Consider the following 26,321-nt stretch of genomic DNA (forward strand, 5'->3'; position numbering starts at 1 on the left):
AAGGGCTTAAGAACAATAATGATAATTCCCGCCTGTATCAATGATACACGGACTGTTGGGTGGTTTAAACAGACGATTAGTACAATTTCTCCTTGCAGGGATCGGGATGGTGGCGATCGCAGCGGCACCCACACCGGCCGGCCTCTCGGTCGCGGGCCAGTACGCGATCGCGACGATGTTCTTCGCCGGCTTCCTCTGGGTGACCGGGACGCTTCCACTTGCGGTCACCGCACTGACGATTCCAGTTTTGCTGACTGGCACCGGTATCTACAACTCCATGGACACCGCACTCGCGGGGTTCGCGGACCACATCGTCTTCCTGTTCCTCGCGGGCTTTATGCTTGCGAACGGGATTCAGAAGTACGATATCGACCGGCGGATCGCGCTATATACCATCGCCAAGATGGGCAGCTCACCGCGACGGCTGGTTCTCGCGATCATGATCGTGACCGCCGTGTTGTCGATGTGGGTCTCGAACACCGCAACGGCCGCGATGATGACGCCCATCGCAGTCGGGATTCTCACGCAGGTGCTCGATCGCGACGACCTCGCGTCGTCGCAGGAGTCGGCAGCCGACGCCGACGTGGCCGACGCCGACGCGGTCCCCGATGGCGGCGCCGTCGGCTCGACAGCCGACTTCACGAACATCCAGATCTCGATGTTGCTGGGGACTGCCTACGCAGCGAGCGTCGGCGGTGTCGGGACGATCATCGGCACGCCGCCGAACGCGATCCTCGTCGGTCAGCTCAACGCTATTCTGGACTACGAGATCGGGTTCGCCGAGTGGTTCCTCGTCGGCTTCCCGGTCGTCGTCGTGACGCTCCCGCTGATCTGGTTCCTCCTGACGTACGTGCTCTACCCGCCGGAGATCCCGCAGGTCGATCAGGCGCGCTCGATCGCCCGCGAACAACTCGAGGCGGAGGGCGACCTCGACCCGCGGGGCAAGCGCGTGGCGATGATCTTCGCCGCGACGGCCGGTCTCTGGATGCTCGGCGGCCTCGGTAAAGTCTTCGAGCCGTTCCTCTCGAGTGCCTGGATGACGACGCTGTTCGGCGGCGATAAAATGACCGTCCTCGGCGTCGAAGGACATCAGGGCCTGCTCTACTACGTGATGGTCGGCGTCGCCGCGGTGCCGGCGCTCGTCCTGGCCGACACGATGGAGTGGGACGAACTGGTCGACATCGACTGGGGTACGCTGTTGCTGTTCGGCGGCGGTATCTCGCTTGCGAACGCGCTGGCGGACACAGGCGCGACGGAGTGGATCGCCGAGACGGTGTTCGGCAACCTCGTCGGCGCACCCATCGTGCTCGTCATCGGGGCGGTCGTCCTGCTGGTCATCTTCCTGACCGAGATGACGTCGAACTCCGCGACAACCAGCATCATCGTCCCCATCCTGATCAGTCTGGGCAGCGTTTTCTCGGCGACGCTCGGACTGACCGACTTCTCGACCGCGCTCTTCCTCTCGGTCTCCGGCGCGATTGCCGCGAGCTTCGCGTTCGCACTTCCGGTCGCGACACCGCCGAACGCCATCGTGTTCGGCAGCGGCTACATCAAACAGCGTCATATGCTCCGGACAGGACTCATCCTGAACGCGATCATGACAGTCATCCTGACGGGAATTATCTGGCTGCTGTTTACCTTCGTCTGGCCCCACCTGCTGTGGTGAGCGACGACTGAGTTTCGCGCAGCCGTTTCCGGTTAGCTCGAGTCGGTCTCGAGAATCGGCTTGCTTTTCATTTCCTCCGCGGCGGAGCAACTGTCAGCCCCGGTCGGCGCTCGCTTCGGTCGTCGTTGTGAGAACCAGCGGACGGTACGCCAGTCGATCGCCTCGAGAGACAACAGTACGCTCGGCTGGACCACGAGCGTTCGACCGGACTGGCGGACGCTCAACACCAGACCAGTCAGGGATAGCGACAGCGGATCGGAACAGTCGGTCAAAGCGATCGCTCCGAACAGCTATTGTGTCGAAATACGCATGGTAACATGTATGAACCGTCGAACAGTCCTCACGGCGACAGGAGGGATGGCGACGTTGTTCGTAACGGGCTGTCTGGGTGGGAGCGGTCCGGTTGGCGAAGAGACCACCGAGGTGTCGATGGTCGACGAGCAGTTCGATCCGCGGAACGTCCACGCCGACACGGATGCGACGATCACGTGGACCAACGAGGACGAGACGCGCCATACAGTCACGGCAGCCTCGGACAACTGGGAGAAGGACAGGGAGGTCCCTGGCGGCGCGGAGACGACCCACACGTTCGGGGAAAGCGGGGTGTACGACGTGTATTGCAGCGTCCACGGCGACGCCGACCTGTCGGGGATGAGTATGAAGGTGAGCATCGGTGATGCCGTCATCGAGAATCCACTCGGCGATGGCAGCGACTCTGATGGGGGTGGATACTACTGAGACTGGGTCCCGACTTTCTTTCTCGAGTGTCTTCACAACGTAGTGACTCGAGAGCAATCACAAACGAGTGAAGCAGTCTGAAACGCACCCACGAGTGTCGGCACCCGACCGCTCAGAACGCGAGTGCGTCAACGAGGACCGCGACCAGCACGGCACCGAGGAACGCGTTCGAGGCGTGGAACGAGCGAAACGCTGCGGCTTCGGTCTGTTCGAAGTGGAGACGAACGGCCGCCCAGAGGAAGATGCCCCCGAAGAGGACGACCGTCCCGGCGTACAGCATGCCGAGCTCGGTGATCCAGGTCAGTGCGATCGCACTCGCGAGCGTCGCGGCGATGTAGTAGAGGATGTGCTTTCTGGTGACGGTCTCGCCACGGACGACCGGCATCATCGGGAAGCCACCGCGGGCGTAGTCGTCCTTGTAGGCCAGCGCGAGGTTATAGAAGTGTGCCGGCGTCCAGAGGAAGATCAGTCCCGCGAGTGCGAGCCCCGGCAGGCCGATTTCGTTGGTGACTGCAGCCCAGCCGATGAGCGCGGGAAGTGCTCCTGCAGCGCCGCCGATGACCGTGTTCTGGACCGTGTTCGGCTTGAGCATCAGCGTGTAGACGACGCTATAAAACAGGATCGCGGCGAGACCGAGCGCCGCGGCCAGTCGATTGATGGTCAGGAACAATCCGAGTGACGCGACAGTCAACGCGAGTCCGAACGCGAGTGCGTTCCGGACCGGAATCAGATCGACCGCGAGCGGTCGTTCTGCTGTGCGGGACATCTGCTGGTCGACGTCGCGCTCGAGGACGTGATTGAACGTCCCGCTCGCGCCGATCGCGAGGACGCCACCGCCAAGTGTCGCGAGGATGGTCGACAGCTCGAGGTCGGGGCCGGCGGCCAGTGCCATGCCGGCAGCGGCGACCAGACAGAGCAGCCACATCAGCCGCGGTTTCGTCATGCCGAAGTATGCACGTGCGGTCAGCCGGGCGCGAGCCAGCCGACTCGACGGCAGCGTCCGCTCGGTTGCGGGTGAGATGTCCTCGTCGAGTTCCTCGAGCGGCGTCGGTGAGTCGATGGCATCGTCGTCGCTGCCGGTCGCGAGCTCGAGATCCCAGGCGAGTGCGAGGACGACCGCCGAGAAGATCACGAGCCCGAGTGCGAGGTGGAGTCCGGGAACGATCGCGGCAGGGCCGACCGTCGCGGTGAGGGCGCCAACACCGATCTGGACAACGTAGAGGAGGGCGCCGACGGCGAGGACTGAGCTGACGCGACGGGAGGCGTCACCGACGGTTGCGGCAAGCGCCGTCGCGCCGACGAGCAGGCCGACGACGAGGGCCGTCAGCCGGTGGGTCCACGCGATTGCGAGTTCGGTCTGGCTCAGCGGGTCGACCGGCGCGTGACAGGTCGGCCACGTCGAACACGACGCGGTCGCGTTCGTCAGCGAGGTCGTTGCGCCGACGATCAAAAGCAAATAGACGCCCAGCGCGGTCGCTGTGAGCAGTGCTGAAAAGCGTCGCCGCGTACCGATCGGACGAGGGAACGACTCTGTTGCCACGGCTATTCTCGTCTACATCCTTTGACTCCGCATATTTAGTGCTCTCGCTTTTGCCGCTTTCATCTGATCGCCTCGTATCCGACCCAGTTTTTGCCGCCTTCTGTCGGCCACCTCGTGTTCCCGCCCGCGAGACGGCCAGCACGCAAGTCGGCTTCGGGGCATCGAACTGGCCGCCACGGCCGTCGTCCAACCGCAACAGCTACATTCCCATGTCCGCGGCCGCGTCCGGAATCGGGAGGTCATGCGGCGAGACGCTCAGTAGCTCACCGACGTGGTCGAGTGCCATATCGAACCCGTAGTAGCGCTCGAGTTCGTCGCCCGCAGCTGATGGCCGCACTTTCAACATCGCGTAGCCCTCGCGGTTCTGTGCGACCGCTGCAGTTTGGCCCGTGTCGCGCTCGAACGTGAGGAGTCGTTCCGTCTCGGTTTCTTCGTAGGTTGCTGTGATGCCGTTTGCATCAGCCGTCCGGTCGTCAGTCATAGACGCCACTCACGGGGCAACCACCGGGAATCTGTCGGTTCCGGTGTGGTGCTCATGTTAGCCCGGCGAAGCAGCCCGTCGCGTGACCGAACGCGACCCGGTCACGGCGGAGACACATCGACACCGATTTTTCGGTTGCCTTCGAGGGTCGCCTCGTGAGCCGTTCCGAGTCCCAGACGGCCCGTCGACCGCTCGCGGCGTTCGAGCTGACGCGGACGGTTACGCTCCAGTGGCTCGCCGTCTCTGCGACCGGGTTTTTCGGCTTCGCCTACGGCTTCGGGCACGTGCTCGCGTGGATTCGTGGCACCTCACTCGAGCCGATCGTGATCGCGCCATCTTCACCGCCGACAGTGCTCGGCTGGCTGGCTGTCTCCGTCGGCCTGCTCGTCTGCGTGGTCGTCCCCCACGAACTGCTCCACGGCGTGTTCCTGGCGCGCTATGGCGATAACCCCGACTACGGGATCGGCGTCTCCCATTTCGTGCTTCCCTATGCCTACGCCGGGACCAGCGGCGCGCGCTATACTCGCAATCAGTTGCTCGTCGCCCTGCTCGCCCCGTTCGTGGTGCTGACGGCTGCCGGCGTCGCCGTGATGGTCGTCGTCCCGACACCGCTGTTGATCGTTCCGCTAGCGGCGAACGCGACCGGGTCGATCGGCGATCTCTGGATGGCCGCCGTCCTCTATCAGTATCCTGCCAACGTTCGCGTGGGCGACCCACCCGGTGACGTTCGCGGCTTCGGTATCTACGGCGCGCGCGGCCAGACACTGAGCCGACGGCCGGGCATGCCACTGCTCGCCCGGTTTCTGGCCGGTGGCGTCGGTACCCTCGCCATGCTCGGACTCTACGCCTTGGGTGCCGTGCTATTCTCGCTTGCCGTTGGCACTGGCGACGTCGTTCTCGGCGATCCAGGGTCGGGATGGCTGCTGTTTCGCCACTATCGTCTTCCCGACGGCACCGCGCTGCTCGAGGTCGGCGATCGGGCGCTGCTCACAGTCGCCGTCCTCGGTGGGCTCGCGTGGACGATCGTCACGATCGTCTACCGCCAGCTCGCGGCGGAGTAAGAAACCGTAACGCTCGACTCCTACTGCGCTGAACCCGCAGTATGACCAAGTGGCTCCGGAGCGGTCGCCGCCGAGACATCTGCTTCTTGCTCGCGGCGGCCGACGACGGCGAACTGCGCGGCCAGCAACTGAAATCACGCCTCGAGTCTCACTACGACGACCGACTCGAGCCCAAGTCGTTCTACGGCTCGCTGTCGGCGCTGGTCGAGGCGGGCTTCGTCGAGAAGCGAACCGAGGGACTTCACGACGTGTACGCACTGACCGAGCCCGGCGCACAGCGCGTGCGCGACCACTACACGTGGGTTCGGGACTGCCTCGAAGAATAGAGCTGTGTCGGGCGGTCGCTACTGCTCGAGCAGTTGGTCGCCGATCGTGTTCCGGAGCACTTCGCTGGTGCCCTCGTAGATCTCGTTGAGTTTGGCGTCGCGGTAGAACCGCTGGGCGGCGAAGTCCTTTGTGTAGCCGTAGCCGCCGTGGATCTGGATGCCCTCGTTTGCGACCTCGCGGCTCACTTCGGAGGCGTAGAGTTTGGCCTGTGAGGCGTCCTTGATGTAGTTCTCACCGCGGATCTTCTTGTCGGCGGCCTTGTGCATGAGCAGTTTGGCGGCCTGAATCTTCGTGTCCATGTCCGCGAGCTTGTGTTTGATCGACTGGAACTCGCCGATTGGCTGGCCGAACTGCTCGCGCTCGGTGGCGTAGTCCCGTGCTTCCTCGAAGGCCGCGCGGGCGATGCCGACACCGCGGGCGGCGATCGTGATTCGGCCACCGTTGAGGGTCTTCAGGGCGTGAACGAAGCCTTCACCCTCGTCGCCGAGCCGTCGGTCCTCGGGGATACGGAGGTCGTCAAAGCGGAGTTCGGCGGTCGGACAGCCCTTGTCGCCGAGTTTCTCCTCGGTGCCTTCGACGATGAAGCCGTCGTCTTCCTCGGGGCGGACGATGAACGACGAGATGCCCTTGTTACCTGCGTCGGGGTCGGTCTTCGCGAACACGGTGACCGTGTCGGCCACCGAGCCGTTCGAGATCCAGAGCTTGCCGCCGTTTACCACGTACTCGTCGCCGTCTTTCTCGGCGGTCGTATCCATGGCGGGGACGTCGCTGCCCGCACCCGCTTCCGAGAGCGCGAACGCACCGATGTCGTCGCCGGCTGCAAGCGGCGTCAGGTACTCCTCTTTCTGGTCGTCGTCGCCGAACTCGTAGAGCATGTTCCCTGCAAGCGAGGTGTGAGCAGCGACGATCGTTCCGAGTCCGCCCGAGCCACGGGAGATCTCCTCGAGCCCGATCGCGTAGGAGTGATAGTCGAGGCCGGCACCGCCGTACTCCTCGGGGAACGGCATCCCCATCAGGCCTAGCTTGGCCATCTCGTCGATGAGGTCAGACGGGAACTCGTCGTCGTGGTCGATCTCGTCGGCGACGGGGACGATCTCCTCATCGACGAACTCCGATACCATATCCCGAATCTGCTGCTGTTCGGGGGAGAGTGCAAAGTCCATACGTGCCGGTTCGTCTTCTCGGCTCTTTATTGTTCGCTATTTCGTCTATCGTATTGCCCAGACTGTGTTCTGCTTAGTAGTGTTAGGAACGAGTGCGAAGCGAGTCAACATCGCTGTGTCCAGACGGTAGGTGAGCGACGTGTCTGGGATCAGTCGCGATCCGGGGCAGCCTCGTCCGGAACCTGTCCCTCGACGAGCGACTGGTCGGCGTACTCCTCGCGGATGTCCTTCTTGGAGAACTTGCCCGTCGCCGTCTTCGGCACTTGCTTGATGAATTCGATCTCGTCGGGCAGCCACCATTTGGGGTACTCCTCGGCAAGCATGTCGTCGATTTCGTCGGGCAACGACTCGCGGTCTGCATCCTCGCCAGGGACGACGAACGCAACTGGCCGCTCTTGCCAGCGCTCGTGTGGGACGCCGACGACGGCTGCCTCGGCGACGTCGTCGTGGGCCATGATCGCGTTCTCGAGTTCGACCGAGGAGATCCACTCGCCGCCGGATTTGATCACGTCTTTTTCGCGGTCGACGATCTGGATGTAGCCGTCCTCGTCGACGGTGACGACGTCGCCAGTCTTGAGCCAGCCGTCTTCGAAGTCCGTCTCGTTCGCTTCGGGCCGTTTGAAATACTCCGTCGTCACCCATGGCCCGCGAATCCACAGCTCGCCGAACGCCTCGCCGTTCCAGGCGATTTCCTCGCCGTCGTCGCCGATCACTTTGAACTCGAGGCCGGGAGCCATCAGCCCCTGTTTACTGCGCTTGTCGATCTGGGTGTCATAGTCCGCATCCTGTAGGTCGGCTTTGAGATGAGAGACCGATCCGATCGGGGCCGTTTCGGTCATCCCCCATGCGTGAAGGACCTCGACACCCTGCTCGTCGAACCACTCGATCATCGCTTTCGGCGCCGCCGAGCCGCCGACGATGACGGTCTCGAGCGCCGAGAGATCGACCTCGTTTTCCGAACAATAGTCCATCAACCCGAGCCAGACGGTCGGGACGCCGGCGCTGATCGTCACGCCCTCGTCTTCGATGAGGCCGGCGAGGTCCGCGGGTTCGGGTGATGGGCCAGGGAAGACCTGCTTGGCACCGCCTGCGGTCGCCGTAAACGGCATCCCCCAGGCGTTGACGTGGAACATCGGGACGACGGGCATGACGACGTCGTCGTCTGCCATCGGGATCCCCTGTGGCGTCTGGGAGGCCATCGTGTGGCTCCAGAGCATCTGCTGGGTGTATTCGACGCCTTTCGGGTTGCCGGTCGTCCCCGAGGTGTAACACATCCCTGCCGGCTGATCCTCGTCGACATCGGGCCAGTCGTAGTCTGACTCGTGGTCCTCGATGAACAGCTCGTAGGGCGTCGCCTCGAGGTCGTCTGATTCCTCGCTGCCCATAACGACGAAGTCGACGCCGTCGAACTCGTCGTCGGCGTCGGCGACCGCGCCCGCGAGCTTCGGGGCGAACGATGGGTCGACGAAAATGAGCTGATCGTCGGCGTTGTCGACGATGTACTGGATGTGTGCGTCGGGGAGTAACGGATTGATCGTGTGAAGTTGTGCGCCCATCGATGGCACGGCGAAGTAGGTCTCGAAGTGCCGCGAGTGATTCCAGCAGAACGTGGCGACCCGATCGCCCGATTCGATACCGACCGCCTCGAGCGCGTTCGCGAGTTGGCACGTCCGTGCTTCGTACTCGCTGTAGGTGTATCGCTGGAGTCCGTCGTGATTGCGGGAAACGATCTCCGTGTCAGGATACAGGTTTGTTGCACGCCACAAAAACGGTCGCAGTGTTTGACTTGTTCCGCCTGGCATCAGTGTCTATGTCATATGTTCAAACACCGCATTACTCTTTTTATCGAGTGGATAACACTTCGTAGGCCGTTCCTGTCGTCGTGGCGTGGGTCGCGAACGTCACTGCTATCGGAACAATTGAACGGTTTGACACATCGGGCGCACGACGGCTGTGCGATCAGGTGTGCAGTGACTGGCAGTGGCTACGATAGTTCCGTCGCCGACGGCCAGTTTTGGGCAAGCGCCGGCACTCCGTACAGTGCAGGCGAGAGGCGGGCTCATACACCGGATTCGTGTCAGTCTGCGTTCGATCGGAAGATCACGCCGCGACCGCGGTGTTTTTCCGGATGGTCACCAAACTAACGTGAGTAGATGACCACGGGCCAGCCCGAACCACCCACCGATGGCGACCTCGAGTGGTGTTACGATGCGGTTCATGGCGTTTCGCGAACCTTTTCGATCACGATCGATCGGCTCGAGGAGCCGATGGCGAGACATATCTGTCTCGGATATCTCTTATGCAGAATTGCGGATACGATCGAGGATGCGGGACACATCCCACCGGAGACCCAGACCGAACTGCTCTCGACGTACGACGAGTTGCTCGATCCCGATGCCGAGCAGTCGGTCGCGGCGTTCATGGACGACGTCGAACCCTGGATCCCCGACGAGCGCACCGATGACTGGGACGTCGTCGCCGAGACGCCGCGCGTGCTGCGGACGTTCGAGTCGCTCGACGAGAAGCCCCGCGAGATCATGCGCGAACCGGTCCGGGAACTCGTCGACGGGATGGCGATGTTTACCGACCGCTACGCCAACGAGGGCGGCCTACGTCTGCAGACGATCGAGGAACTCGAGGAGTACTGCTGGTACGCCGCCGGCACCGTCGGCACCCTGATCACCGGCCTGGTCGCCCGGGGCAGCTCACAGGAGCGTGCCGAGGAGATGCGCGAAAACGCCCGCTCGTTTGCTCTCCTGTTGCAACTGGTCAACATCGCGAAAGACGTCGACGACGACTACCACGAGGAGAACAACGTGTATCTCCCCGCCGAATGGCTCGCGGCGGAGGACGTCGACGTCGAGGCCGTCACCGACGAAGCCCACCAGGGCGGTGTCACGAACGTCATCAAGCGCGTGACGGGCCGCGCCGAACGCTACCTCGACGACGCCCAGCGCTATCTCGAGATCGTCCCCGAACAGCACGGCAACCGCCTCTCGGCGTGGGCGATCCCCTATCTGCTGGCGGTCGGTACGCTCCGGGAGCTACGCGAACGTCCCGAGGACGTCGTCCGCGAGGGTGACGTCAAGGTCTCTCGCGCCGAGGTGTACGAACTGCTCCAGCAGTTCGAGGACGGCGTCTCCCGATCGCGCCTCGACGAGCTTCGCGCGGAGATGTCGGAACAGCCACTTCATCAGTGAGCCGCCGCCGAGACAGTGCGGGCAGCAGTGCCGGTTGAGTGGCACATCGCTCGAGAGCCGCTGCTGGCGCAGTTCGTCGCTCTTGGAACCGTGGGTTCCAGTTCGTCGCCGCGGTTTCACAAAATATATACTATGTACCTAATGAGTGGTCGAAAACAGCTAGCGGGTTCGATCACATGACGAGAGCAGTTCGCAACGTATGATACGGACTACTGTCAGTGGGTGCCGATGGGATCCGGCTGCCCTGCAGGTGCACCGGTACAGCAGAGCGTATGAGTGACGCCGGTTCGCCCATACCCGGCGTCAGCCGCGCTCGTGAACGCGTCCACACTGCGCTTACGCGGCGCGTCGGAATCGATGCACGCGCGCTGGCTGCGTTCCGTCTCGTCCTCGGCAGTCTCCTGCTGTTCGATGTTCTCCACCGCTCGCAATACCTCGAGACGTTCTATACCGACGGCGGCGTGTTGCCGCGTTCGCTGCTCGTCGAGCAATACGCACCCGGGAAATACTCGATTCATGCACTGTCGGGGGAGCCGTGGCTTCAGGTCGTTCTGTTCGGGTGTGCTGCTGTTTCCGCCACAGCACTGCTCGTCGGGTACCGAACGAGGATCGCGACGGTCTGCTCGGTGGTGCTGCTCTTCTCGGTTCACTTTCGGAACCCGTTCGTCCTGAACGGGGCCGATAGGCTCCTCCGCGAACTGCTGCTGCTAGGAGTGTTTCTCCCGCTCGGGAATCGCTGGGCGATCGACACACTCGATGAATCTAGCGGATACTCCGACCTCGAGCGCGACGACGAATCCGCGGTCCGATCCGGCAGCGACGTCCGGATTACGACGCCAGCGACTGCGGCGATCCTCGTTCACGTCGTCGTCATGTTCGTCAATAACGCCGTTCTCAAAGCCACGGGTGACACCTGGCACAGCGGTGAGGCACTCGGGTATGCTCTCCGACTGGATCATCTGACTATCCTACTCGGTGATGCCGTCGTGAACTACCCGCTCGTGCTCACGACCGGCACCTACGTCTGGACGGGGCTGGTGACCGGCGCGCCGCTATTGCTCTTGCTCGCTGGTCGTCTCCGGATCGCGTACGTCTCGGCATTCATCGCCGCGGTCACCGGGCTGGCGCTCTCGATGGCCGTCGGCCTCTTTCCGGTCGTCTTGGCCGGTGCGTTCCTCCTGTTTCTCCCACCGCGGGTATGGGACACTCTCGAGCACATCATTAGCATTGCAGTCGATCGGGTTGGTGTGCTCGAGCGCGGTAGAGCGGCGATCCGAGGCGCAGCCAGTCGTATGGGTCGATCTTCTACCGGCGGGTCGGTGTCCTCACTCTCATTCTCACTCTCACCACCGACCCGCCGTCGAGCACGGCAGTGCTGGTCGCTCGTCCTCGTCTGCGTGCTGGCGATCGTCGTCCTGTGGAGTGGTGTGCTGCTCGGTGAAGCGCACGCTATCGAACCAGTCGACTCGACGGTGCCCGATGACTACCAGTGGACGATGTTCGCACCGAACCCGAGCTCAAGCTACGGCTGGTACGTGGTCGCCGGACACGTCGACGGCGGGGAGGACATCGACGTGCTTCGCGGAGCGACCCTCCGGACTGATCGACCGCCGGATGCATCCGATGCGTTCCCCGGCTTCCGCTGGCGAAAGTATCTGAATTCGCTGTTCGACAGCGACGTGCGGGCCGAGCGATTCGCTACCGCCATGTGCGAGCACTCGACCGCACACGCCGACACGTCCATCACGAACGTCACCGTGACCTACACCGAGCAACCGATCGCACTCGAGGGAGCGACGCCGCCCCCAGAGACAGTCACAGTGGTCGAACAGTCGTGTTCACGCGACCGGAACGCTGAACTACAGACGACTGCAACCAGCAAGTGACCAATGAGCGATGCGAACCCGGACGACAACCCGGTCGTCCTCTTCGACGGCGTCTGCAACCTCTGTAACGGGTTCGTCCAGTTTATCCTCCCACGGGACACGGACGGGCGCTTCCGCTTTGCATCCCTCCAGTCCGACGTCGGCCAGGAACTGTTGGCTGACCACGGCCTCCCGACGGACGAACTCGAGTCGGTGGTCCTCATCGAGGGTGACGACTGCTACACGAAGTCAGATGCAGTCATCCGCATCGCGAGGCTCCTCGGCGGTGTCTATACCCTGCTCGGCCCGTTTCGATTCCTGCCGCGTCAGCTCCGTGACTGGGCGTACGACTTCGTCGCCGCCCGCCGCTACCGCTGGTTCGGGAAGAAAGACCAGTGTACGATGCCACCGAGCGACGTCAGCGTTGGTGAGCGGTTTCTCGAGTGACGACGTGCTGATAGGGTCTGCTATCACTGGTTACTGGCGCACCCGCATGACGGGTCGCGGGTGCGCCGGCACTGACTGATAGGTGTCCGTATGAGCGGCGAGTGTGTGGCCAGACTGTCGACTCGGAGTCGATCAGTGGCGCTCGATCGGTCGATTTTCGAGTCGTCCTACCGACAGTATCGGTCGTCGAGTGCGAGGTGCCGTCCCAGCAGCGCGAGCGGATAGCCGAACATGGCGACGCAGACAGCCCACGGCAGGAACAGCAGACTGAACAGGGCCATCCCGTACCCGGACACCGGATGCGGGGAGGTGACCGCGATCGCGGCGATCGGTGTGAGCGCAGCGACTGCGATGAGCGCGATTGGCGTGCGCCCACGGGCGAACGCATGACCGATCGGCAAACAGAGTGCGGTCGCCAGTCCGAGGCAGAACGGGTACGCGTCCATTGGCGGGCCGACGAGCAGCAGGGACACCGCTGCTGTGGTGATCGCCGCGAGCACCGACAGCCCGGCCAGCCCACGGGTCCCGAGTCGGCCACCGAGACGACATCCTGCGCTCCCCAGGAGGGCGTAGCCGACTCCGAGCGAAGTTAGTGCGACGGCATCCGGTGCGATGCCAGTTCCGGTCGAAATTGCGCCGACAACGAGGAATCCACCCGCACCGATCACACCGATGGCTACGATCACCTGCTCGAGCGTCGCCGCATCGACGGTAGTATACCCTCGTTCGGTGCGACCAATCACGATTCCGACGATCGCGATAGACACTGCAGGGACGACCCCGCCGCGAACCCCGTGTGCGAGCGCCGTCGGACCGGTTTCGAGGCCGATCGTGGCGTAGCCTCTCACGGTATCGAGGATGCCGCCGCTGCCGTAGGTGATGTACGTCTGATCGTCGAAATCGCTGTCCCATTCGTTCCCGTTCTCGGTCGTCCACGTCGCCGCATTGCCGTCGACCGTGGCAGCAGGAATGGTGTTCGTGATTGCGGTCCCCTCGGGTGTGTGTATCGTCAATCGGTCGGCCACGAGCTGGTAGTGTGTCGGCGACGTGCCGGTCGCGAAGTACTCGATGATCCAGGTGTCGCCGACGCCGCGTCTGGCGACGTCTTCGACCGTGTAGTTCACGACGACGGTATCACCCTCGAGCGTCGTCTCGACGGCCCGAACGTCGCCGTCGGCAACGTGGTATCGCGCCCAGGCATCGTCGACTGCAGCCTCGAGCGCGGTCACGTTGGTTCGATATCGGTTGGCGACCGAGGTGGTGACGGGAACGCGGGCGTGCCACCGCGAATCGCCGGTCTCGTTGACGTACACGTCAAGCGTTCCATGACCAGTCGCACCGTCAATTTGGGCATCGTTCGCAACGCCGGGGCCACAGACGCCACAGAGCTGCGACGGTGGTGGCGCACCGGCAACGGCGGGAACGCCGGCCAAGCCAACGCTGACACAACAGAGGGCGATGACGAGATGGGCAGCTCGCATTATCTCGACCTTTGAGTGTCAGTGCTAAATAACATACCTGTCCGAAGCGGTCTTTTTCCTGCGATTGGCCGCTCGACAGCTGAGGACAAGTTTCAAGACGAGACAGTGTGAGCTATGGATGACTGGTGAACCGCGTGAGCAAGAAACACGTCGTACCTGACTCGAGTGAGGGAGCAAGCGAGAGTGAGGCCGGCGGGTCCCGCGTCGTCGATATCGGTATTACCGTCGATGTCGGGACCAGCAGCGAAAGCGAGGACGCAGCTGATATCGAACTCGCGTTCGACGAGGACGACCTCCTCGAAGCGACCGAGTCCGGAGCAGAGACCGCTATCGGGACTGAACCGGTGTCTGAATCCGGGCTGGACTCCGGGGAACGCGACGCACTCGAGGACGCCGGGATCGACCCCGAGGCGGTCCTCGAGCGGGAGTGTTCGTACTGCCGATTGCGTGATGAAGGCGTCCCTGAACCGATCGCGGACGCGCTCCGAAGACGGTTGTCGCTGCCGTGGTCGTTCGAGACCGACGGCGATCTCGATCGGCGCTCGACGGCGGTTCGCGGGCTCGGCGAGGCCGAACGTGAGTGGATCGAGGTCAGCGGAGACGAGACCTGGCAGGCCTTCGAGTACGACCGCTCTGAGCCGATTTCGGTCGGCCGGGAGCGACCCACGGAGCGACCGTATCCGAAACCGACGCCGGTGACGGCGGTGACGGGTGTCGGTCCCGCCGACGCCGACACGCTGGCCGAGGCCGGCATCCGCTCTGCCGAACGGCTGGCGACGATCGACGCGATGACCGTCGCCGATCTCCTCGAGCTCAACGTATTGCACGTCCGGATGTGGCGACACAACGCCCGGGAACTGCTCGACTGATATCACGGGTCCGTTCCGTCCAACCGAGGAGCCCGAAACGGCGACAGCCCGCCGCTGCGACAGCTACTAACTACGTTCGTACTCAAGCTTTGAAGGGCCGGATCATCAGAGATTTATAGCGGCCTGTTGGACCGTCTAACAGATGATTCCGATCGACGACTCTCCGATCGTTCGCGACGGTAAGTCACTGATTCTGGCGATGGACCACGGACTCGAGCACGGCCCAGTCGACTTCGAGGATGTGCCGGAGAAACTCGACCCGTCGACGGTTTTCGAGACGGCAACTCACGACGCCGTCACCGCGATGGCGGTCCAGAAGGGGATCGCGGAGGGATACTACCCTAGCTACGAGGACGACGTAAACCTGCTGTTGAAGCTAAACGGCACGTCGAACCTCTGGATGGGCGAGCCCGACTCGGCGGTCAACTGCTCGGTCGACTACGCCGCTGAACTGGGTGCCGATGCGCTCGGCTTTACTGTCTACGGCGGCTCGAACAACGAGATCGAGATGGTCGAGGAGTTCCGCGACGCCCAGGAGAAGGGCCGCGAGTACGACCTCCCGATGGTCATGTGGTCGTACCCGCGCGGACAGGGCCTGAAAAACGACACCAAGCCCTCGACGATCTCCTATGCGACCCGGCTAGCGCTCGAGCTGGGTGCCGACATCGCGAAGGTCAAATACCCCGGTAGCAAGGACGCGATGGCCCACGCCGTCCAGTGTGCCGGCGACATGAAAGTCGTCATGTCCGGCGGCTCCAAAACGTCGGACTACGAGTTCCTCTCGACCGTCGAGGCCGTCATCGACGCCGGTGCGAAGGGTCTCGCCGTTGGCCGCAACGTCTGGCAGCGCGAGGACCCCACTCGGCTGCTTGACGCACTCGAGCAGGTCATCTACGAGGAGAAAACCGCCGACGCTGCACTCGAGGCGACCGAATAGGAATGACGGTCTCGGACCCAGTCGTCGAGAAGATCGTCTCGACGATCGGTCGCTCGGCGACCGAGATCCGGCAGGGATTGATCGGTCGGCGCGGCACGGTCGACGAGGAAAACCCAAGCGGCGAGACCCAGGCCGAAGCCGACGTCTGGGCCGACGAGCTACTCGGCGATCGGCTGGCCGAACTCGAGGGCGTCGGGCAGTACGCCAGCGAGGAACGGGCCGACGTCATCGACTGTGGCGGCAATCCCGACGAGTCGGGTGCCTACGCCGTGGCGGTCGATCCGCTGGATGGCTCCTCGAACCTCAAATCGAACAACACGATGGGGACGATCTTCGGCGTCTACGACGCCGCGGTGCCTGCTCGCGGTGACACGCTCGTGGCCGCCGGCTTCGTCCTCTACGGGCCGATCACGACGATGGTGATCGCGACCGATGAGACCGTCGCCGAGTACGAACTCTCCGGCGGCGAGCGCACGCTCGTCGACCGCGATCTCACGCTGCCCGACGAGCCGGTCGTCTACGGCTTCGGCGGTCGCGTCCCCGACTGGCCCGACGACTTCCGCGCACACGCCCGCGAGATTGAATCCGAACTCAAACTCCGGTATGGCGGTGCGCTCATCGGCGACGTCAATCAGGTGCTGACCTACGGTGGGACATTCGGCTACCCTGCTCTCGAGTCCCGGCCCGAAGGCAAACTTCGGCTGCAGTTCGAGGGGAACCCGATCGGCTACGTCGTCGAGCAGGCCGGCGGGCGCTCTTCGGATGGGATCCAGTCGCTGCTGACCGTCGAGCCTGACGGCCTCCACGATCGGACGCCGGTCCACGTCGGCAACGCCGAGCTGATCGACCGGCTCGAGGACGCACTCGCGTAGGCGACGACGCCGTTTTTCACCAGTCTCTGGTCCAGCTTGGGGTAACAGCGACGTAGAGGCCGACGCCGACCAGCAAGAGCCCGTAAAACGTCCAGCGTGGCCAACCCGTCTCGAGGAACAACAGCGTCAGAAACAGGACCCACAGTGAAATGACGAGGACGTCACCGAGCAGTCGGAGGGTGGTGCTCGTGACGGCGCTGAACGTGTGTCGAGTACGGTCGCGTCGTGAACGACGGGAGGGATCGTTACTCATGTGATTGCGAGGGTGGCCAGTGATCAGAAGTGATAGCCATGTTGTGCAGTCAGTCGATAGGCACCGACGCCCCAGACGTAGCTCTGGCCGGGCCACCACGTCCGGGCGTTGTTAAAGCCCGCGACGAGCACGTCGTCGTCATCGCCCTCGGGGTCGCGGTGATAGCTCACGGAGCCGCTGTCGCCGTCCGTGAGATCCATCTCGCCGCCCCAGCGAATCTGTCCACGGCGACAGAACTCGTCGGTAAAGCAGGTCACCGCGTCGATACCCTGGATCTTGCCGGTCGTGTGCCCGGTCAGTGCGCCGACCTTCTCGAGTTCTGCGCCCTGGGCGACGAGGGTAGCGAGCCCGAACTTGGTGAACTGGCCGCGAACGCGAGGTCGTGACGGTGCGTCGATGCGGCTCGCGGGTTCGATCTCGCTGGTGGGTTCGATCGCCGCGACGTCTTCGACGGGGTGGTAGTGGGCGACGGTCCCCACTTCGACTGTGTCACGGTCCTCGCGCGGCAGCAACAGTGTCCCATCGGTTGCGTCGTGATCGTCGATAAACGCATGTTCGGCCGTCACGAAGAAGCGTCGCTTCCCATCAGGGTGATACAGCGCTGGGCCGAGCGTCGCCATGCTTGAGGGGGTTTCACAGGCGACGCCGCTTGGAACCCGTTCGTTCACGAGCGCATCGACGAGCTGAGGGGATCGGTGCTCCGGACTGTTCTGGATCTCGTCGACGTCGATAATCGTCTCTGCGTTGAGATCGATACCGTCTGTGAGTTCGTCGACCATTTCGGGGATGGTGTGACCGTCGCTCGAGAGCCCGACGGAGACGCTGGCGGTTCCGCTGTCGAAATCGTCGGGAACGACCGCGCTGCCGAGATAGCCCGTAAAGCCGAGCCGGGCCAGGTGCTCGTTTACCTCGACGGCCTGCTGGACGGCGGCGTACCACTCGGCAGGGACCGTTTGCGTCCGTTCCCGGATCGACCACGGATCGGCAGGGTCGTCCCTGACGAGCGCGGTGACGACGGGGACCTCGTCGTCGTCAGCTGCGAGAAAGTCGTCGACACCGAGCCAGGCGGCCATTCCGGCGGCGTAGCCACCGCTGACGAGCGTTCGCAGGAACGCACGTCGGTCCATGCCCTGCTCAAGCCGTTCTCGAAGCGTCGCGAGTCGGTGGGCTGAGTGCTCGGTCTCTGTCTCCGCCATGTCGAACTCCGGCCATCGCCGGCTCCCGTTTCGCCACTGTCTCCCGCCACGAAACGGCGTCGGTAACCGTCGAAAGGAACGTCGAAATCGACAAAAGGGGTTCTGCCTGCAGGTGCCGCAGGTGCACAGGTTCGATCGGTAGCACCCCGTTTCGAGTTGCTAGACGTGCTTACTGCTATCTGCCGTCGCGCTACGCCTGCCATAACAATACCTCGCGTGATGGAATCGGCGCGTGCTCCCAGTGGCACGACGCCGGTTCGATTCCGGTGGGGAGGCTATGAGCTCCGAGGGAGCGGTTCCGTGGCGCCTCCTGCCGGGAGACATCTCGTCCGGTGGTCTCGAGCGCCTGCTCTGGGTGGTCGTCGCGGTTGCCCTGATCGCAGACGTCGTGACGACGTTCGTCGGTCTCCAGCTCGGACTTTCCGAGTCGAACCCGGCAGCACGTGGGGCGATCGAGGGGCACGGAGTGGCCGGTATGCTCGCCCTGAAGGCGTTTGCAATCTCCGTCGGTCTCGTCTGTCGGCTCCTCCTCGAGCGCCCGTATCGCCCGATCGTTCCGGTCGGACTCGCGGTCCCGTGGCTGGTGGCTGCGACCCTGAACACCTACATGATCTCGGTCGTCCTCTAATTCTGAACTCGATCACGAGTTCCGCTCGAGGGTCCGTCGCCAGTCCCGAACCTCGGCGAGCACCGCTTCCCACTGCTCTCCCCGGCCAGGGATTTCGTCGCCAGCCAGGCGCTCGCGTTCGGTCTCGAGTCGCTCGCCGCGTTCTCCGCCCTCAGTCCAGAGACTCGCGTCGAGTCCGAACGGGTGTCGGTGGCGGTTCGACATCGTCACGACGAACTGTGTCGTACGCGGGACTGCCCATGTCGACGCCACGATCCGTCACGATCGATCGTTTCGCACAACCCCTATTCCGCTCGAGTCGCTAGTGACGACAATGGCAACGCAACCGACTCACGACGACTCGCTGCCCCCACCTGAAGCACACAAGACGGTCCTCTTCTGTCCGGAGTGTGGTCACCGGAGTCCGATCACTGGCGACTGGGATGTCACGACGACCAGCACCGAGCGGTTGCTGGTCTGTACTGGCTGTGGGGCTGTCGTCGACCGGCGATCAGAGTCACTCGAGACCGCGTAAAGAGCGCCGGCACACCCAAGCCGTAAGCCGAATCATGTACAGCGTGGCCGCTCCTGGCCCGCATAGTGTTCGTCCCTGTCGATCGACCAGTCTCGCGAGCACCCACACCCCTCGTTCAGAGTGAAACGCGTTTCGAGCGAGCGGGGGGTCGCAGCTCACGTCGGCGCCTCGATAGTTTACGCAAAGGAATCGAGGTCGAGATCCCGGTTCGTCGCCGACGGGCTGGTTTCGTGAAGTTGGTCGTACGTCGGGAGTTCCTCGAGCGAGGAATCGCGGCGGACGGCCTTGACGATGTGTTTCGGATCGGTGACGAGCCGATGTAAGAGATAACTGCCCTGTGATCGCCCGCCGCCGGTCTTTTCGGACTCGATGACGCCGAGAAACGCCTGTTCTTTGAGCTGGCGGTAGAGTCCGTTCTCGGTGATCGGATCGTTAGCAACGAGTTCGCAGATCCCGACGTAGCGTTCGTAGATCTCCCGCGTCTTGTACGTCTCTCGCCCGCCGGTAATGATGCGGCTCGCGAGCGCGTAGAGGGCGAGTTTCGCGTGGACGGTCGCCCCGCTGGTAAGTTCCTCGATGCGGTTGATCTCGGCGACCTCCTGTGCTTGCTGGATGTGGGATTCCGAGACGGTCTCGCTGCCGGTCCGCCGTGCGAGTTCGCCGGCCTCTTTGAGGATCTCGATCGCCTTCCGGGCGTCTCCGTGTTTCTTGGCTGCGAGCGCTGCACAGAGTTCGATCGTCCCACCCTCGAGGACATCGGGCTGGAACGCGTCCTCGCGGTTGCGCATGATCTCGCGGAGTTGGGAGGCGTCGTAGGGATGGAAGAACAGTTCTCGATGGCCGAAGCTACTGTCGATCCGTTCGTCGAGGGTTTCCCGATACTGGACTTTGTTACTGATTCCGATGACGCCGATGTAGGTGTCTGTCTTCTGTGCCTCCCGCGCACGCGAAAGCTGCATGAGAATGTTGCTGTTGTCCAGCTTGTCGATCTCGTCCAAAATAACGATGACCGCGTCGAAGCAATCCTCGAGAATGCCCCAGATGTGCTGGTAATACTCCATCGTCCCGACGCCCCGTAGTGGGATATTCTGTTGATAGCCGGTCTGCTCTTTCAAACTGAGCGCCAACTGTCGTGTCGCGCGGGTTTCAGTGTTCGCTTCCGAACAGTCGACGTAGAGAACGGCACAGTCGATCTCGTTGCTTCGGGCGGCGTCCTGGGCTCGAGTCGCGACGTGTCGGGAGATGAGACTCTTACCGGTCCCGGTCTTTCCGTAGATCATCACGTTGTTCGGTGGATCACCGCGCGTGATCGCGCCGACCTCAGCCGCGACGGATTGGATCTCGTCGTCACGTCCGACGATGCGATCTTCGTCCGGAACGTGACCGACGTGGAGGAGTTCTTTCCGATTAAAGATAGGATCGTGAGATCGGAAAAGTGGGTCCCCACTGGTCTGCTCAGCCATAGTTTCGTTCTGGAAGACGGTATGTATAAATCTATGGAAGGTAGTTCAGACTGATAAATGCAGGGTAGCGTTTCTGAAGCCGACGTTTATCGACTTCCTGAGTGATCAACTCCTCGACCGAATGCAGACTGAACACTGGCACTCCCCGACACGGCACTCACGTACGTTCCCGCGGAACTCTCGGTCGACCATCCCGCTGGAGTCACTACAGATCGTCTCGTTCCGACCCACCCACCCCTCGTTCAGACTGAAACTGACGTATCCGTAGTAAGTTCGCCTCGACGATTAGAACTCGCAATGGGTCTGCCTACCGGAACTCGAGGCCGAGTGACGACGAATACGGTCGCTAACTGCCGAATGGGGACAGTAGCTATGCGTTGAGGTCGACCCCTGTGCCGTGACTGGCCCCTGTCTCACGAGAAGGGGCCACAATACAATGTGTTAACTTCTCATAGCTATAGTTTCGAGTATACCACTATCTATATACTAGTATTGAATGTTATGTTATAGGCAATAATTTAGTAATCCCTAGCGGATCTCGAACCGATAACGAATATCTCCGATAAAGAGGATAATTCGCCCGAATACAGCCGAGCTGGTTACAGAGCCAATCCGCATTCACTACCGTTTTCACTCTGAACAGGGGGTGGGGGTCCTCTCAGCTTCCGTGTCCGACCGACCCGGCATCGATCGAATTGACGCCTAACTCAGCGTGACCGTCGACTGTCACAACAGGAATTGTCGTTCACTCTGAATGAGGGGTGTGACCAACCGACATGTCGGAGCTGGCGTGGTACATGCCGAACGCGACCGCTATCACCGGCTCGATTCGCCTTTCACTCTGAGAGAGGGGGGTCCGTCACCGAGCACACTCGTCCTCACTGTCTGCTAACCGAATCACTCTTACAGCAGTAGCTATCCGAATAGCCGCTAAAAGCCGACTTAGTCGTCCCAAATAGTTCGGTAACTGAAGTGATCGACCGCACGTGTCGGCGATGTCGTTCTCCTAATATTTAATTCTCTTTCAATTCCTTATATTGTCTTTTATGCACTATGAGGTGCATTCGTCACGTTTATTTTGGTTACCTCGGAAGCTACTGTCAATGTCAGACGAAGCCAACCCGTTCGAAAGTCTGCAAGCGCAGATCGACGAGGCTGCAGAGTACCTCGACATCGGTGATGACGTGATCGAGCGACTCAAACACCCCGAGCGCGTTCTCGAGACGAACCTGACGATCGAACTCGACAACGGCGATCTCGAGCGCTTCAAGGCGTTCCGTTCGCAGTTCAACGGCGACCGTGGTCCCTACAAGGGCGGCATCCGCTATCACCCGAACGTTTCCCGTGACGAGGTCAAGGCGCTGTCCGGCTGGATGACCTACAAGACGTCGATCGTCGACATCCCACTCGGCGGCGGCAAGGGTGGCATCATCATCGATCCTGCCGAGTACTCCGAGGCGGAACTCGAGCGACTCACTCGTGCGTTTGCGAAGGAACTGACGCCGATGATCGGCGAGGACCGCGACGTCCCCGCGCCTGACGTGAACACGGGCCAGCGGGAGATGAACTGGATCAAAGACACCTACGAGACCATCGAGAACACGACCGAGCCCGGCGTCATCACGGGGAAGGCGCTCGATTCGGGCGGCAGCGAGGGTCGCGTCGAAGCAACCGGTCGCTCGACGGTCATCGCTGCACGCGAGGCCTTCGACTACCTCGACAAGGACCTCGAGGGTGCGACCGTCGCCGTGCAGGGCTACGGGAACGCGGGTTGGATCGCAGCCAAGCTGATCGACGAGATGGGCGCGACCGTCGTCGCCGCCAGTGACTCGAGCGGTGGCATCTACAACCCCGACGGCTTCGACCCCGTCGCGGCGAAAGACCACAAAAACGAGACCGGCAGCGTCGTCGGCTTCGCGGAGAGCGAAGAGGAGATCACCAACGAGGACGTGCTCACGCTCGACGTCGACCTGCTGATTCCCGCTGCACTCGAGAACGCGATCGACGCCGACCTCGCCGAAGACGTCAAAGCCGACGTCATCTCGGAGGCCGCAAACGGGCCGCTGACGCCAGCCGCCGACGAGGTCCTCGAGGACAAGGACGTCTTCGTCATCCCGGACATCCTCGCGAACGCGGGCGGTGTCACCGTCTCGTACTTCGAGTGGGTCCAGAACCGCCAGCGCTTTGCCTGGTCCGAAGAGCGCGTCAACGAGGAACTCGAGGGAGTTATCGTCGACGCCTTCGACGCACTGGTCGAGACCTACGAGGAACACGACCTCGACAACCCACGGACCGCTACGTACGTCGTCGCGATCCAGCGCGTCGCCGACGCCTTCGAGGAAGCCGGCACCTGGCCCTGAATCCAGACTCGCTGGTCGCTGCCTGACTCGAACAGTGTACCCACCGATCTTTTTCGGCGTCGTAGACAGTTTCCGTTCCAACAAACACTTAGTACCTGACGGGACAGTTGTAGAGAGATGAACCGACGAACCGTTCTTGCAGGGCTCGGCGCTGTCGGCCTCGCGGGGCTGTCAGGCTGTCTGGGACTGGTTGGATTAGACGAACATAAGTCGTCACCCGCGGGCGTCGAGGCCGCTGTTCGCGAGGAGACGGGCTACGAACAGACCGGCATTGAACCGCTTTCCGTCGAGCGGGAGGTCGGCCCAACCAACGAGATTGTCACCGTCACCAATTACATGACCACTCACGAGAAGGCAGTGGACATGGGGCAACTCGGCAGGCAACGCGGTGCCGTCTTCAACGTCCTGACGACCCCGCAGGTCTCGATTCTCGGTCGTGAACTCAATCCCATCGAGGAGATGTCGACACAGGAACTCGTCGACCTCGTCAGGCAGAACTACGATGGGATCGCGAATATCGAGCACAAAGACGACACCGATGTCACGATCCTCGACCAGTCGACGACCCAGTCGCGGTTTACCGCTGACGCGGAGTTCGACGGACACGACCTCCCCGTCAACGTTCACATCACCGAAGCCGTCGAGGCTGACACGGACCTGCTCGTGACCATCGGCGTCTATCCCGAGTACGTCCAGCGACTCGAGGAACCGAACGTCACATCCCTCACGGAGGCGGTGACGACCGCTGTCGACGAGGACGCCTCGAGCGACGGCTCCAATTCCACCACGAGCAATAACGAGAGCAGCACCGATTCGACGAGCATCGACAAAATCGACAACGAGACGAGTCTTGACGGAATCGACACCGAGACGCTCACAACGAAAAGCGTCGACGACCTCCTCGGCTAATTCCGCTGTTCTCCTTTTCTATCGCCAGCCGTCGTCTTCATCGTCTTCGTCGTCCCAGCCACTCGAGTCACCCCAGCCGGTGTCATCGGCTCGGTCGCTCGAGTCGGTGTCGTCTCGGTCCCGGGACTCGTCGTGTCCCCAGAGATCGTCGCTGTCGTTCTGTCCGCGATCGTCCCCGTCAGAGCCATCGCGTTCCGTGTTCCAGTTCTCACCTGACCTGTCGGTTCGGTCGGGGCCGCCGCCCCGAACCGTCGCTCGCTGGTCGGGAATCAGATCGAGGTCTGCGTCCGTGTCGCCAAGCACCAACAGCGCGTAGTATCGGAGGTAGATAACGATCGGAACCTGGAGCAACAGCGCAGACAGGATCATGACCGGGAGGCCGAGGACGAGCACGACCAATCCAATAAACGGGATGATGAGGAGGATAATAAAGGGGATCAGCAAGAGCACGAACAGAATGCCAATCGCAACCGAAAACACCAACTGGAGTACCCAGACGAGCAGCAGGTAGACGACGTACTCGGTCCAATGTGCGGTCAGTGTCGGCCAGAACCGTTTCCAGGCAGCGACGACGCCGAGTTCGTGCTCAAGCATCGTCGGCGCGACGAAGACTGTGGTGAGTCGATCGACGATGGCGAAGGCAAGTCCGATCGGAATCGCGAGCAGAGCCAACCCGGCGATCAGTCCCAGCGAGACCGATCCCGATGTCCAGAAGACGATTGCGACCACAGGGAGTCCGAACAGCACGAGACCGAGGAGCCCCAGTGCGACGCGGAAGCCGAAAAGTCGGACACCGTGGCCGACGTTGCGTGACGTATATTTACGAACGTGGACCTCACTCGAGCGCAGTGACTCGAGCAGCGTGAACTCGAACAGCGAACTCAGAAAGAGAAAGCCCAGTCCGATAGCGAGGACGACGACTGCGAGTACGATAATCACCGGCAATAATTCGCCGACGTCGACACCAGTTCTGGGATCAGGTCCTGTTTCTGGCGCCGGGCCGCTGAATCCACTGCCGCCGAAGTACGTCGGCGTGCTGACTCCGCCGACGAAAAAGACGATGAGCGCTAACTTGAGCCACATCCAAGGACGGATCGGTGTCAGAAACGCACGAGTCACGTCGATCGCGTCACTCAGATCATCGATCGCAAACATCGGTGGTGGCTATGGTTCCTCGAGTGATAATACTGTTGCGTAGATAACAACTGCTGACCCGAATCGTGTTTCTCCTGCGAGCGCACGCGCGCGCGACACTCATCATCGAGCGACTCGAGCAACACGGTGACGCGACCTCGCAAAAGTTAACGCCGGCGGCCCCTGTCGTGGATGTATGGACATCCGCCGGCTCGCGCGGGGAACCGTCGAGTGGAGCCGCATCGAGCGCGTCGTCCGGACGCTGGCGGACCGCTACGACCGCGAGTGCGTTCGCGTCGAGTTTCTCGAGGCCGACAACTGGCTCTCGACGCCGTGTGTGATCGACGACGAGTGGTTCGTCAAGATCGTCTCCAGGCAGAACGCGCTGGTGCATGCCGTGTTGACGACCGGCAGGAACGTCGGCGCGTTCTCCTCGGGCACCGAAGGGTTTTTCGACCGATTCGACACGCCTCGCGAGATGGTCGAACACGAGTACGAAGCGACCGAGCGGATGCGCGAGATCGGCGCTAACGCGCCACAACCGATTGACGCCTTCGAGGTCAACGGACTGGGTGTGCTCGTCCTCGAGTATCTCCCCGAATTCGAATCGCTCGACGATGTCTCCGATGCCGTCGTCGCCGACCGGGCATCGGAGCTGTTCGAGATGCTAGCGAGTCTCCATGAACACGGGCTCGCTCACGGTGACCTGCGTGCCGAAAACATCCTGCTCAGTGACGGCGAGTTCTATTTCATCGATGCGACCAGCGTTCACGACGATCGCGCCGACGAGACGACGGCGTACGATCTGGCCTGTGCACTGGCCGTCCTCGAGCCCCGAATCGGTCCGCGTAAGGCCGTTGACGCGGCGACGATGGCCTACGATCCCTCGACGCTGCTCTCGGCGCGAGCGTTTCTCGATTTCGTCCGGCTGCGTCCCGACCACGAGTTCGACTCGACGACGCTACGTAGCGAACTCGAGAAGGCCGCTGACCTCGGCGGTGGATAAGCGTCGTTCAGATGGTCTCGGAGACGACTGTTGCGCTCGTGGTCGAACCGACTGCTCGTCACTGGGCACCGACGGCGATGGTCGGATTCGCCCATCAGTCTACCGGGTCGCCAGCGTGAGTCCACGAAGCGATGCACACGACACCGCGAATTCGGCATGCAACTCGGCATATGTGAACGACCATCAGGATTTTCACCGCGCACGCCGTTCC

General features: G+C 62.4%; 26 protein-coding genes. 15 read left to right on the forward strand and 11 right to left on the reverse strand.

Annotated elements, in window-relative coordinates:
• Window positions 1-106: 106 nt before the first annotated feature.
• Complete coding sequence (locus tag ACERI1_RS01790; protein WP_373616315.1) at window positions 107-1,666, forward strand: SLC13 family permease; 1,560 nt, start codon at window positions 107-109, stop codon at window positions 1,664-1,666.
• Window positions 1,667-1,698: 32 nt separating this feature from the next.
• On the opposite strand, the gene ACERI1_RS01795 is transcribed toward ACERI1_RS01790, so the two are convergent.
• A complete protein-coding gene (locus ACERI1_RS01795; RefSeq protein WP_373616316.1) occupies window positions 1,699-1,938 on the reverse strand; it encodes a hypothetical protein in 240 nt (79 codons plus the stop codon).
• Between the two features lie 49 nt (window positions 1,939-1,987).
• Here ACERI1_RS01795 and ACERI1_RS01800 point away from each other — a divergent pair, with 49 nt between their 5' ends.
• Window positions 1,988-2,404, forward strand: a complete 417-nt coding sequence (locus ACERI1_RS01800; protein ID WP_373616317.1) for a cupredoxin domain-containing protein — start codon at window positions 1,988-1,990, stop codon at window positions 2,402-2,404.
• A gap of 112 nt (window positions 2,405-2,516) precedes the next feature.
• On the opposite strand, the gene ACERI1_RS01805 is transcribed toward ACERI1_RS01800, so the two are convergent.
• Both ACERI1_RS01805 and ACERI1_RS01810 read right to left on the reverse strand, forming a co-directional pair.
• The gene (locus ACERI1_RS01805) at window positions 2,517-3,944 is read right to left on the reverse strand and encodes a heme o synthase (RefSeq protein WP_373616318.1); all 1,428 of its coding nucleotides are present in this window, start codon (window positions 3,942-3,944) and stop codon (window positions 2,517-2,519) included.
• 199 nt (window positions 3,945-4,143) lie between these two features.
• Window positions 4,144-4,425 carry a hypothetical protein gene (locus tag ACERI1_RS01810; protein WP_373616319.1) on the reverse strand — a complete coding sequence of 94 codons (282 nt, stop codon included), beginning with the start codon at window positions 4,423-4,425 and terminating at the stop codon, window positions 4,144-4,146.
• 155 nt (window positions 4,426-4,580) lie between these two features.
• Between ACERI1_RS01810 and ACERI1_RS01815 the strand changes: the two genes are divergently transcribed.
• Together ACERI1_RS01815 and ACERI1_RS01820 are read left to right on the forward strand one after the other, a co-directional pair.
• Window positions 4,581-5,486 (forward strand): DUF3267 domain-containing protein, encoded by a 906-nt coding sequence (locus ACERI1_RS01815; RefSeq protein WP_373616320.1) that lies wholly within the window; start codon window positions 4,581-4,583, stop codon window positions 5,484-5,486.
• Window positions 5,487-5,527: 41 nt separating this feature from the next.
• Entirely contained in the window at window positions 5,528-5,812 is a 285-nt protein-coding gene (locus ACERI1_RS01820) for a PadR family transcriptional regulator (RefSeq protein WP_373616321.1), read from the forward strand.
• Window positions 5,813-5,830: 18 nt separating this feature from the next.
• Here ACERI1_RS01820 and ACERI1_RS01825 read toward each other — a convergent pair whose 3' ends face one another.
• Entirely contained in the window at window positions 5,831-6,976 is a 1,146-nt protein-coding gene (locus ACERI1_RS01825) for an acyl-CoA dehydrogenase (RefSeq protein WP_373616322.1), read from the reverse strand.
• A gap of 149 nt (window positions 6,977-7,125) precedes the next feature.
• On the reverse strand, window positions 7,126-8,778 hold the full coding sequence (locus ACERI1_RS01830) for a long-chain fatty acid--CoA ligase (RefSeq protein ID WP_373616323.1): 1,653 nt from the start codon (window positions 8,776-8,778) through the stop codon (window positions 7,126-7,128).
• A 351-nt stretch (window positions 8,779-9,129) separates the two neighbouring features.
• Between ACERI1_RS01830 and ACERI1_RS01835 the strand changes: the two genes are divergently transcribed.
• From ACERI1_RS01835 to ACERI1_RS01845, 3 genes are all read left to right on the forward strand, one after another.
• Window positions 9,130-10,176 carry a phytoene/squalene synthase family protein gene (locus ACERI1_RS01835; RefSeq protein WP_373616324.1) on the forward strand — a complete coding sequence of 349 codons (1,047 nt, stop codon included), beginning with the start codon at window positions 9,130-9,132 and terminating at the stop codon, window positions 10,174-10,176.
• A 272-nt stretch (window positions 10,177-10,448) separates the two neighbouring features.
• A complete protein-coding gene (locus ACERI1_RS01840; protein WP_373616325.1) occupies window positions 10,449-12,062 on the forward strand; it encodes a hypothetical protein in 1,614 nt (537 codons plus the stop codon).
• Between the two features lie 3 nt (window positions 12,063-12,065).
• Window positions 12,066-12,488: a thiol-disulfide oxidoreductase DCC family protein gene (locus tag ACERI1_RS01845; RefSeq protein ID WP_373616326.1), complete on the forward strand. Its 423-nt coding sequence runs from the start codon at window positions 12,066-12,068 to the stop codon at window positions 12,486-12,488.
• A 167-nt stretch (window positions 12,489-12,655) separates the two neighbouring features.
• On the opposite strand, the gene ACERI1_RS01850 is transcribed toward ACERI1_RS01845, so the two are convergent.
• A complete protein-coding gene (locus tag ACERI1_RS01850; protein WP_373616327.1) occupies window positions 12,656-13,969 on the reverse strand; it encodes a hypothetical protein in 1,314 nt (437 codons plus the stop codon).
• Between the two features lie 134 nt (window positions 13,970-14,103).
• Here ACERI1_RS01850 and ACERI1_RS01855 point away from each other — a divergent pair, with 134 nt between their 5' ends.
• The 3 genes from ACERI1_RS01855 to ACERI1_RS01865 all read left to right on the forward strand — a co-directional run bounded on the left by ACERI1_RS01855 (window position 14,104) and on the right by ACERI1_RS01865 (window position 16,647).
• Window positions 14,104-14,838 carry a hypothetical protein gene (locus ACERI1_RS01855; protein WP_373616328.1) on the forward strand — a complete coding sequence of 245 codons (735 nt, stop codon included), beginning with the start codon at window positions 14,104-14,106 and terminating at the stop codon, window positions 14,836-14,838.
• Window positions 14,839-14,980: 142 nt separating this feature from the next.
• Window positions 14,981-15,775 (forward strand): class I fructose-bisphosphate aldolase, encoded by a 795-nt coding sequence (locus ACERI1_RS01860; protein ID WP_373616329.1) that lies wholly within the window; start codon window positions 14,981-14,983, stop codon window positions 15,773-15,775.
• A gap of 2 nt (window positions 15,776-15,777) precedes the next feature.
• Entirely contained in the window at window positions 15,778-16,647 is an 870-nt protein-coding gene (locus ACERI1_RS01865; RefSeq protein ID WP_373616330.1) for a class 1 fructose-bisphosphatase, read from the forward strand.
• Window positions 16,648-16,663: 16 nt separating this feature from the next.
• Here ACERI1_RS01865 and ACERI1_RS01870 read toward each other — a convergent pair whose 3' ends face one another.
• Entirely contained in the window at window positions 16,664-16,900 is a 237-nt protein-coding gene (locus ACERI1_RS01870) for a hypothetical protein (protein ID WP_373616331.1), read from the reverse strand.
• 23 nt (window positions 16,901-16,923) lie between these two features.
• The gene (locus ACERI1_RS01875; RefSeq protein WP_373616332.1) at window positions 16,924-18,096 is read right to left on the reverse strand and encodes a hypothetical protein; all 1,173 of its coding nucleotides are present in this window, start codon (window positions 18,094-18,096) and stop codon (window positions 16,924-16,926) included.
• A 277-nt stretch (window positions 18,097-18,373) separates the two neighbouring features.
• On the opposite strand from ACERI1_RS01875, the gene ACERI1_RS01880 reads away from it, so the two are divergent.
• Entirely contained in the window at window positions 18,374-18,724 is a 351-nt protein-coding gene (locus ACERI1_RS01880; protein WP_373616333.1) for a DUF5658 family protein, read from the forward strand.
• A 12-nt stretch (window positions 18,725-18,736) separates the two neighbouring features.
• Here the strand turns inward: ACERI1_RS01880 and ACERI1_RS01885 are convergent, their stop codons facing one another.
• Window positions 18,737-18,976: a hypothetical protein gene (locus tag ACERI1_RS01885; protein ID WP_373616334.1), complete on the reverse strand. Its 240-nt coding sequence runs from the start codon at window positions 18,974-18,976 to the stop codon at window positions 18,737-18,739.
• Between the two features lie 61 nt (window positions 18,977-19,037).
• Between ACERI1_RS01885 and ACERI1_RS01890 the strand changes: the two genes are divergently transcribed.
• Window positions 19,038-19,238 (forward strand): hypothetical protein, encoded by a 201-nt coding sequence (locus tag ACERI1_RS01890; protein WP_373616335.1) that lies wholly within the window; start codon window positions 19,038-19,040, stop codon window positions 19,236-19,238.
• Window positions 19,239-19,414: 176 nt separating this feature from the next.
• Here ACERI1_RS01890 and ACERI1_RS01895 read toward each other — a convergent pair whose 3' ends face one another.
• The gene (locus tag ACERI1_RS01895) at window positions 19,415-20,701 is read right to left on the reverse strand and encodes a Cdc6/Cdc18 family protein (protein ID WP_373616336.1); all 1,287 of its coding nucleotides are present in this window, start codon (window positions 20,699-20,701) and stop codon (window positions 19,415-19,417) included.
• 1,103 nt (window positions 20,702-21,804) lie between these two features.
• On the opposite strand from ACERI1_RS01895, the gene ACERI1_RS01900 reads away from it, so the two are divergent.
• Both ACERI1_RS01900 and ACERI1_RS01905 read left to right on the forward strand, forming a co-directional pair.
• Window positions 21,805-23,061: a Glu/Leu/Phe/Val dehydrogenase gene (locus tag ACERI1_RS01900; protein WP_373616337.1), complete on the forward strand. Its 1,257-nt coding sequence runs from the start codon at window positions 21,805-21,807 to the stop codon at window positions 23,059-23,061.
• A gap of 117 nt (window positions 23,062-23,178) precedes the next feature.
• Complete coding sequence (locus ACERI1_RS01905) at window positions 23,179-23,970, forward strand: DUF6517 family protein (RefSeq protein ID WP_373616338.1); 792 nt, start codon at window positions 23,179-23,181, stop codon at window positions 23,968-23,970.
• A gap of 18 nt (window positions 23,971-23,988) precedes the next feature.
• Here ACERI1_RS01905 and ACERI1_RS01910 read toward each other — a convergent pair whose 3' ends face one another.
• Complete coding sequence (locus ACERI1_RS01910; RefSeq protein WP_373616339.1) at window positions 23,989-25,125, reverse strand: hypothetical protein; 1,137 nt, start codon at window positions 25,123-25,125, stop codon at window positions 23,989-23,991.
• A 175-nt stretch (window positions 25,126-25,300) separates the two neighbouring features.
• On the opposite strand from ACERI1_RS01910, the gene ACERI1_RS01915 reads away from it, so the two are divergent.
• Entirely contained in the window at window positions 25,301-26,110 is an 810-nt protein-coding gene (locus ACERI1_RS01915) for an RIO1 family regulatory kinase/ATPase (RefSeq protein ID WP_373616340.1), read from the forward strand.
• Window positions 26,111-26,321 lie beyond the last annotated feature (211 nt).

The sequence above is a fragment of the Natrinema sp. HArc-T2 genome (genome assembly GCF_041821085.1).
Taxonomy (GTDB): domain Archaea; phylum Halobacteriota; class Halobacteria; order Halobacteriales; family Natrialbaceae; genus Natrinema.

Bases quoted from the DNA above. Each gene is read 5' to 3' on its own strand.
- ACERI1_RS01790 (WP_373616315.1), top strand. From the start codon at position 107: ATGGTGGCGATCGCAGCGGCACCCACACCGGCCGGCCTCTCGGTCGCG.
- ACERI1_RS01800 (WP_373616317.1), top strand. From the start codon at position 1,988: ATGAACCGTCGAACAGTCCTCACGGCGACAGGAGGGATGGCGACGTTG.
- ACERI1_RS01810 (WP_373616319.1), bottom strand. From the start codon at position 4,425: ATGACTGACGACCGGACGGCTGATGCAAACGGCATCACAGCAACCTAC.
- ACERI1_RS01820 (WP_373616321.1), top strand. From the start codon at position 5,528: ATGACCAAGTGGCTCCGGAGCGGTCGCCGCCGAGACATCTGCTTCTTG.
- ACERI1_RS01825 (WP_373616322.1), bottom strand. From the start codon at position 6,976: ATGGACTTTGCACTCTCCCCCGAACAGCAGCAGATTCGGGATATGGTA.
- ACERI1_RS01830 (WP_373616323.1), bottom strand. From the start codon at position 8,778: ATGCCAGGCGGAACAAGTCAAACACTGCGACCGTTTTTGTGGCGTGCA.
- ACERI1_RS01835 (WP_373616324.1), top strand. From the start codon at position 9,130: ATGACCACGGGCCAGCCCGAACCACCCACCGATGGCGACCTCGAGTGG.
- ACERI1_RS01840 (WP_373616325.1), top strand. From the start codon at position 10,449: ATGAGTGACGCCGGTTCGCCCATACCCGGCGTCAGCCGCGCTCGTGAA.
- ACERI1_RS01845 (WP_373616326.1), top strand. From the start codon at position 12,066: ATGAGCGATGCGAACCCGGACGACAACCCGGTCGTCCTCTTCGACGGC.
- ACERI1_RS01850 (WP_373616327.1), bottom strand. From the start codon at position 13,969: ATGCGAGCTGCCCATCTCGTCATCGCCCTCTGTTGTGTCAGCGTTGGC.
- ACERI1_RS01860 (WP_373616329.1), top strand. From the start codon at position 14,981: ATGATTCCGATCGACGACTCTCCGATCGTTCGCGACGGTAAGTCACTG.
- ACERI1_RS01865 (WP_373616330.1), top strand. From the start codon at position 15,778: ATGACGGTCTCGGACCCAGTCGTCGAGAAGATCGTCTCGACGATCGGT.
- ACERI1_RS01870 (WP_373616331.1), bottom strand. From the start codon at position 16,900: ATGAGTAACGATCCCTCCCGTCGTTCACGACGCGACCGTACTCGACAC.
- ACERI1_RS01875 (WP_373616332.1), bottom strand. From the start codon at position 18,096: ATGGCGGAGACAGAGACCGAGCACTCAGCCCACCGACTCGCGACGCTT.
- ACERI1_RS01880 (WP_373616333.1), top strand. From the start codon at position 18,374: ATGAGCTCCGAGGGAGCGGTTCCGTGGCGCCTCCTGCCGGGAGACATC.
- ACERI1_RS01890 (WP_373616335.1), top strand. From the start codon at position 19,038: ATGGCAACGCAACCGACTCACGACGACTCGCTGCCCCCACCTGAAGCA.
- ACERI1_RS01895 (WP_373616336.1), bottom strand. From the start codon at position 20,701: ATGGCTGAGCAGACCAGTGGGGACCCACTTTTCCGATCTCACGATCCT.
- ACERI1_RS01900 (WP_373616337.1), top strand. From the start codon at position 21,805: ATGTCAGACGAAGCCAACCCGTTCGAAAGTCTGCAAGCGCAGATCGAC.
- ACERI1_RS01905 (WP_373616338.1), top strand. From the start codon at position 23,179: ATGAACCGACGAACCGTTCTTGCAGGGCTCGGCGCTGTCGGCCTCGCG.
- ACERI1_RS01910 (WP_373616339.1), bottom strand. From the start codon at position 25,125: ATGTTTGCGATCGATGATCTGAGTGACGCGATCGACGTGACTCGTGCG.
- ACERI1_RS01915 (WP_373616340.1), top strand. From the start codon at position 25,301: ATGGACATCCGCCGGCTCGCGCGGGGAACCGTCGAGTGGAGCCGCATC.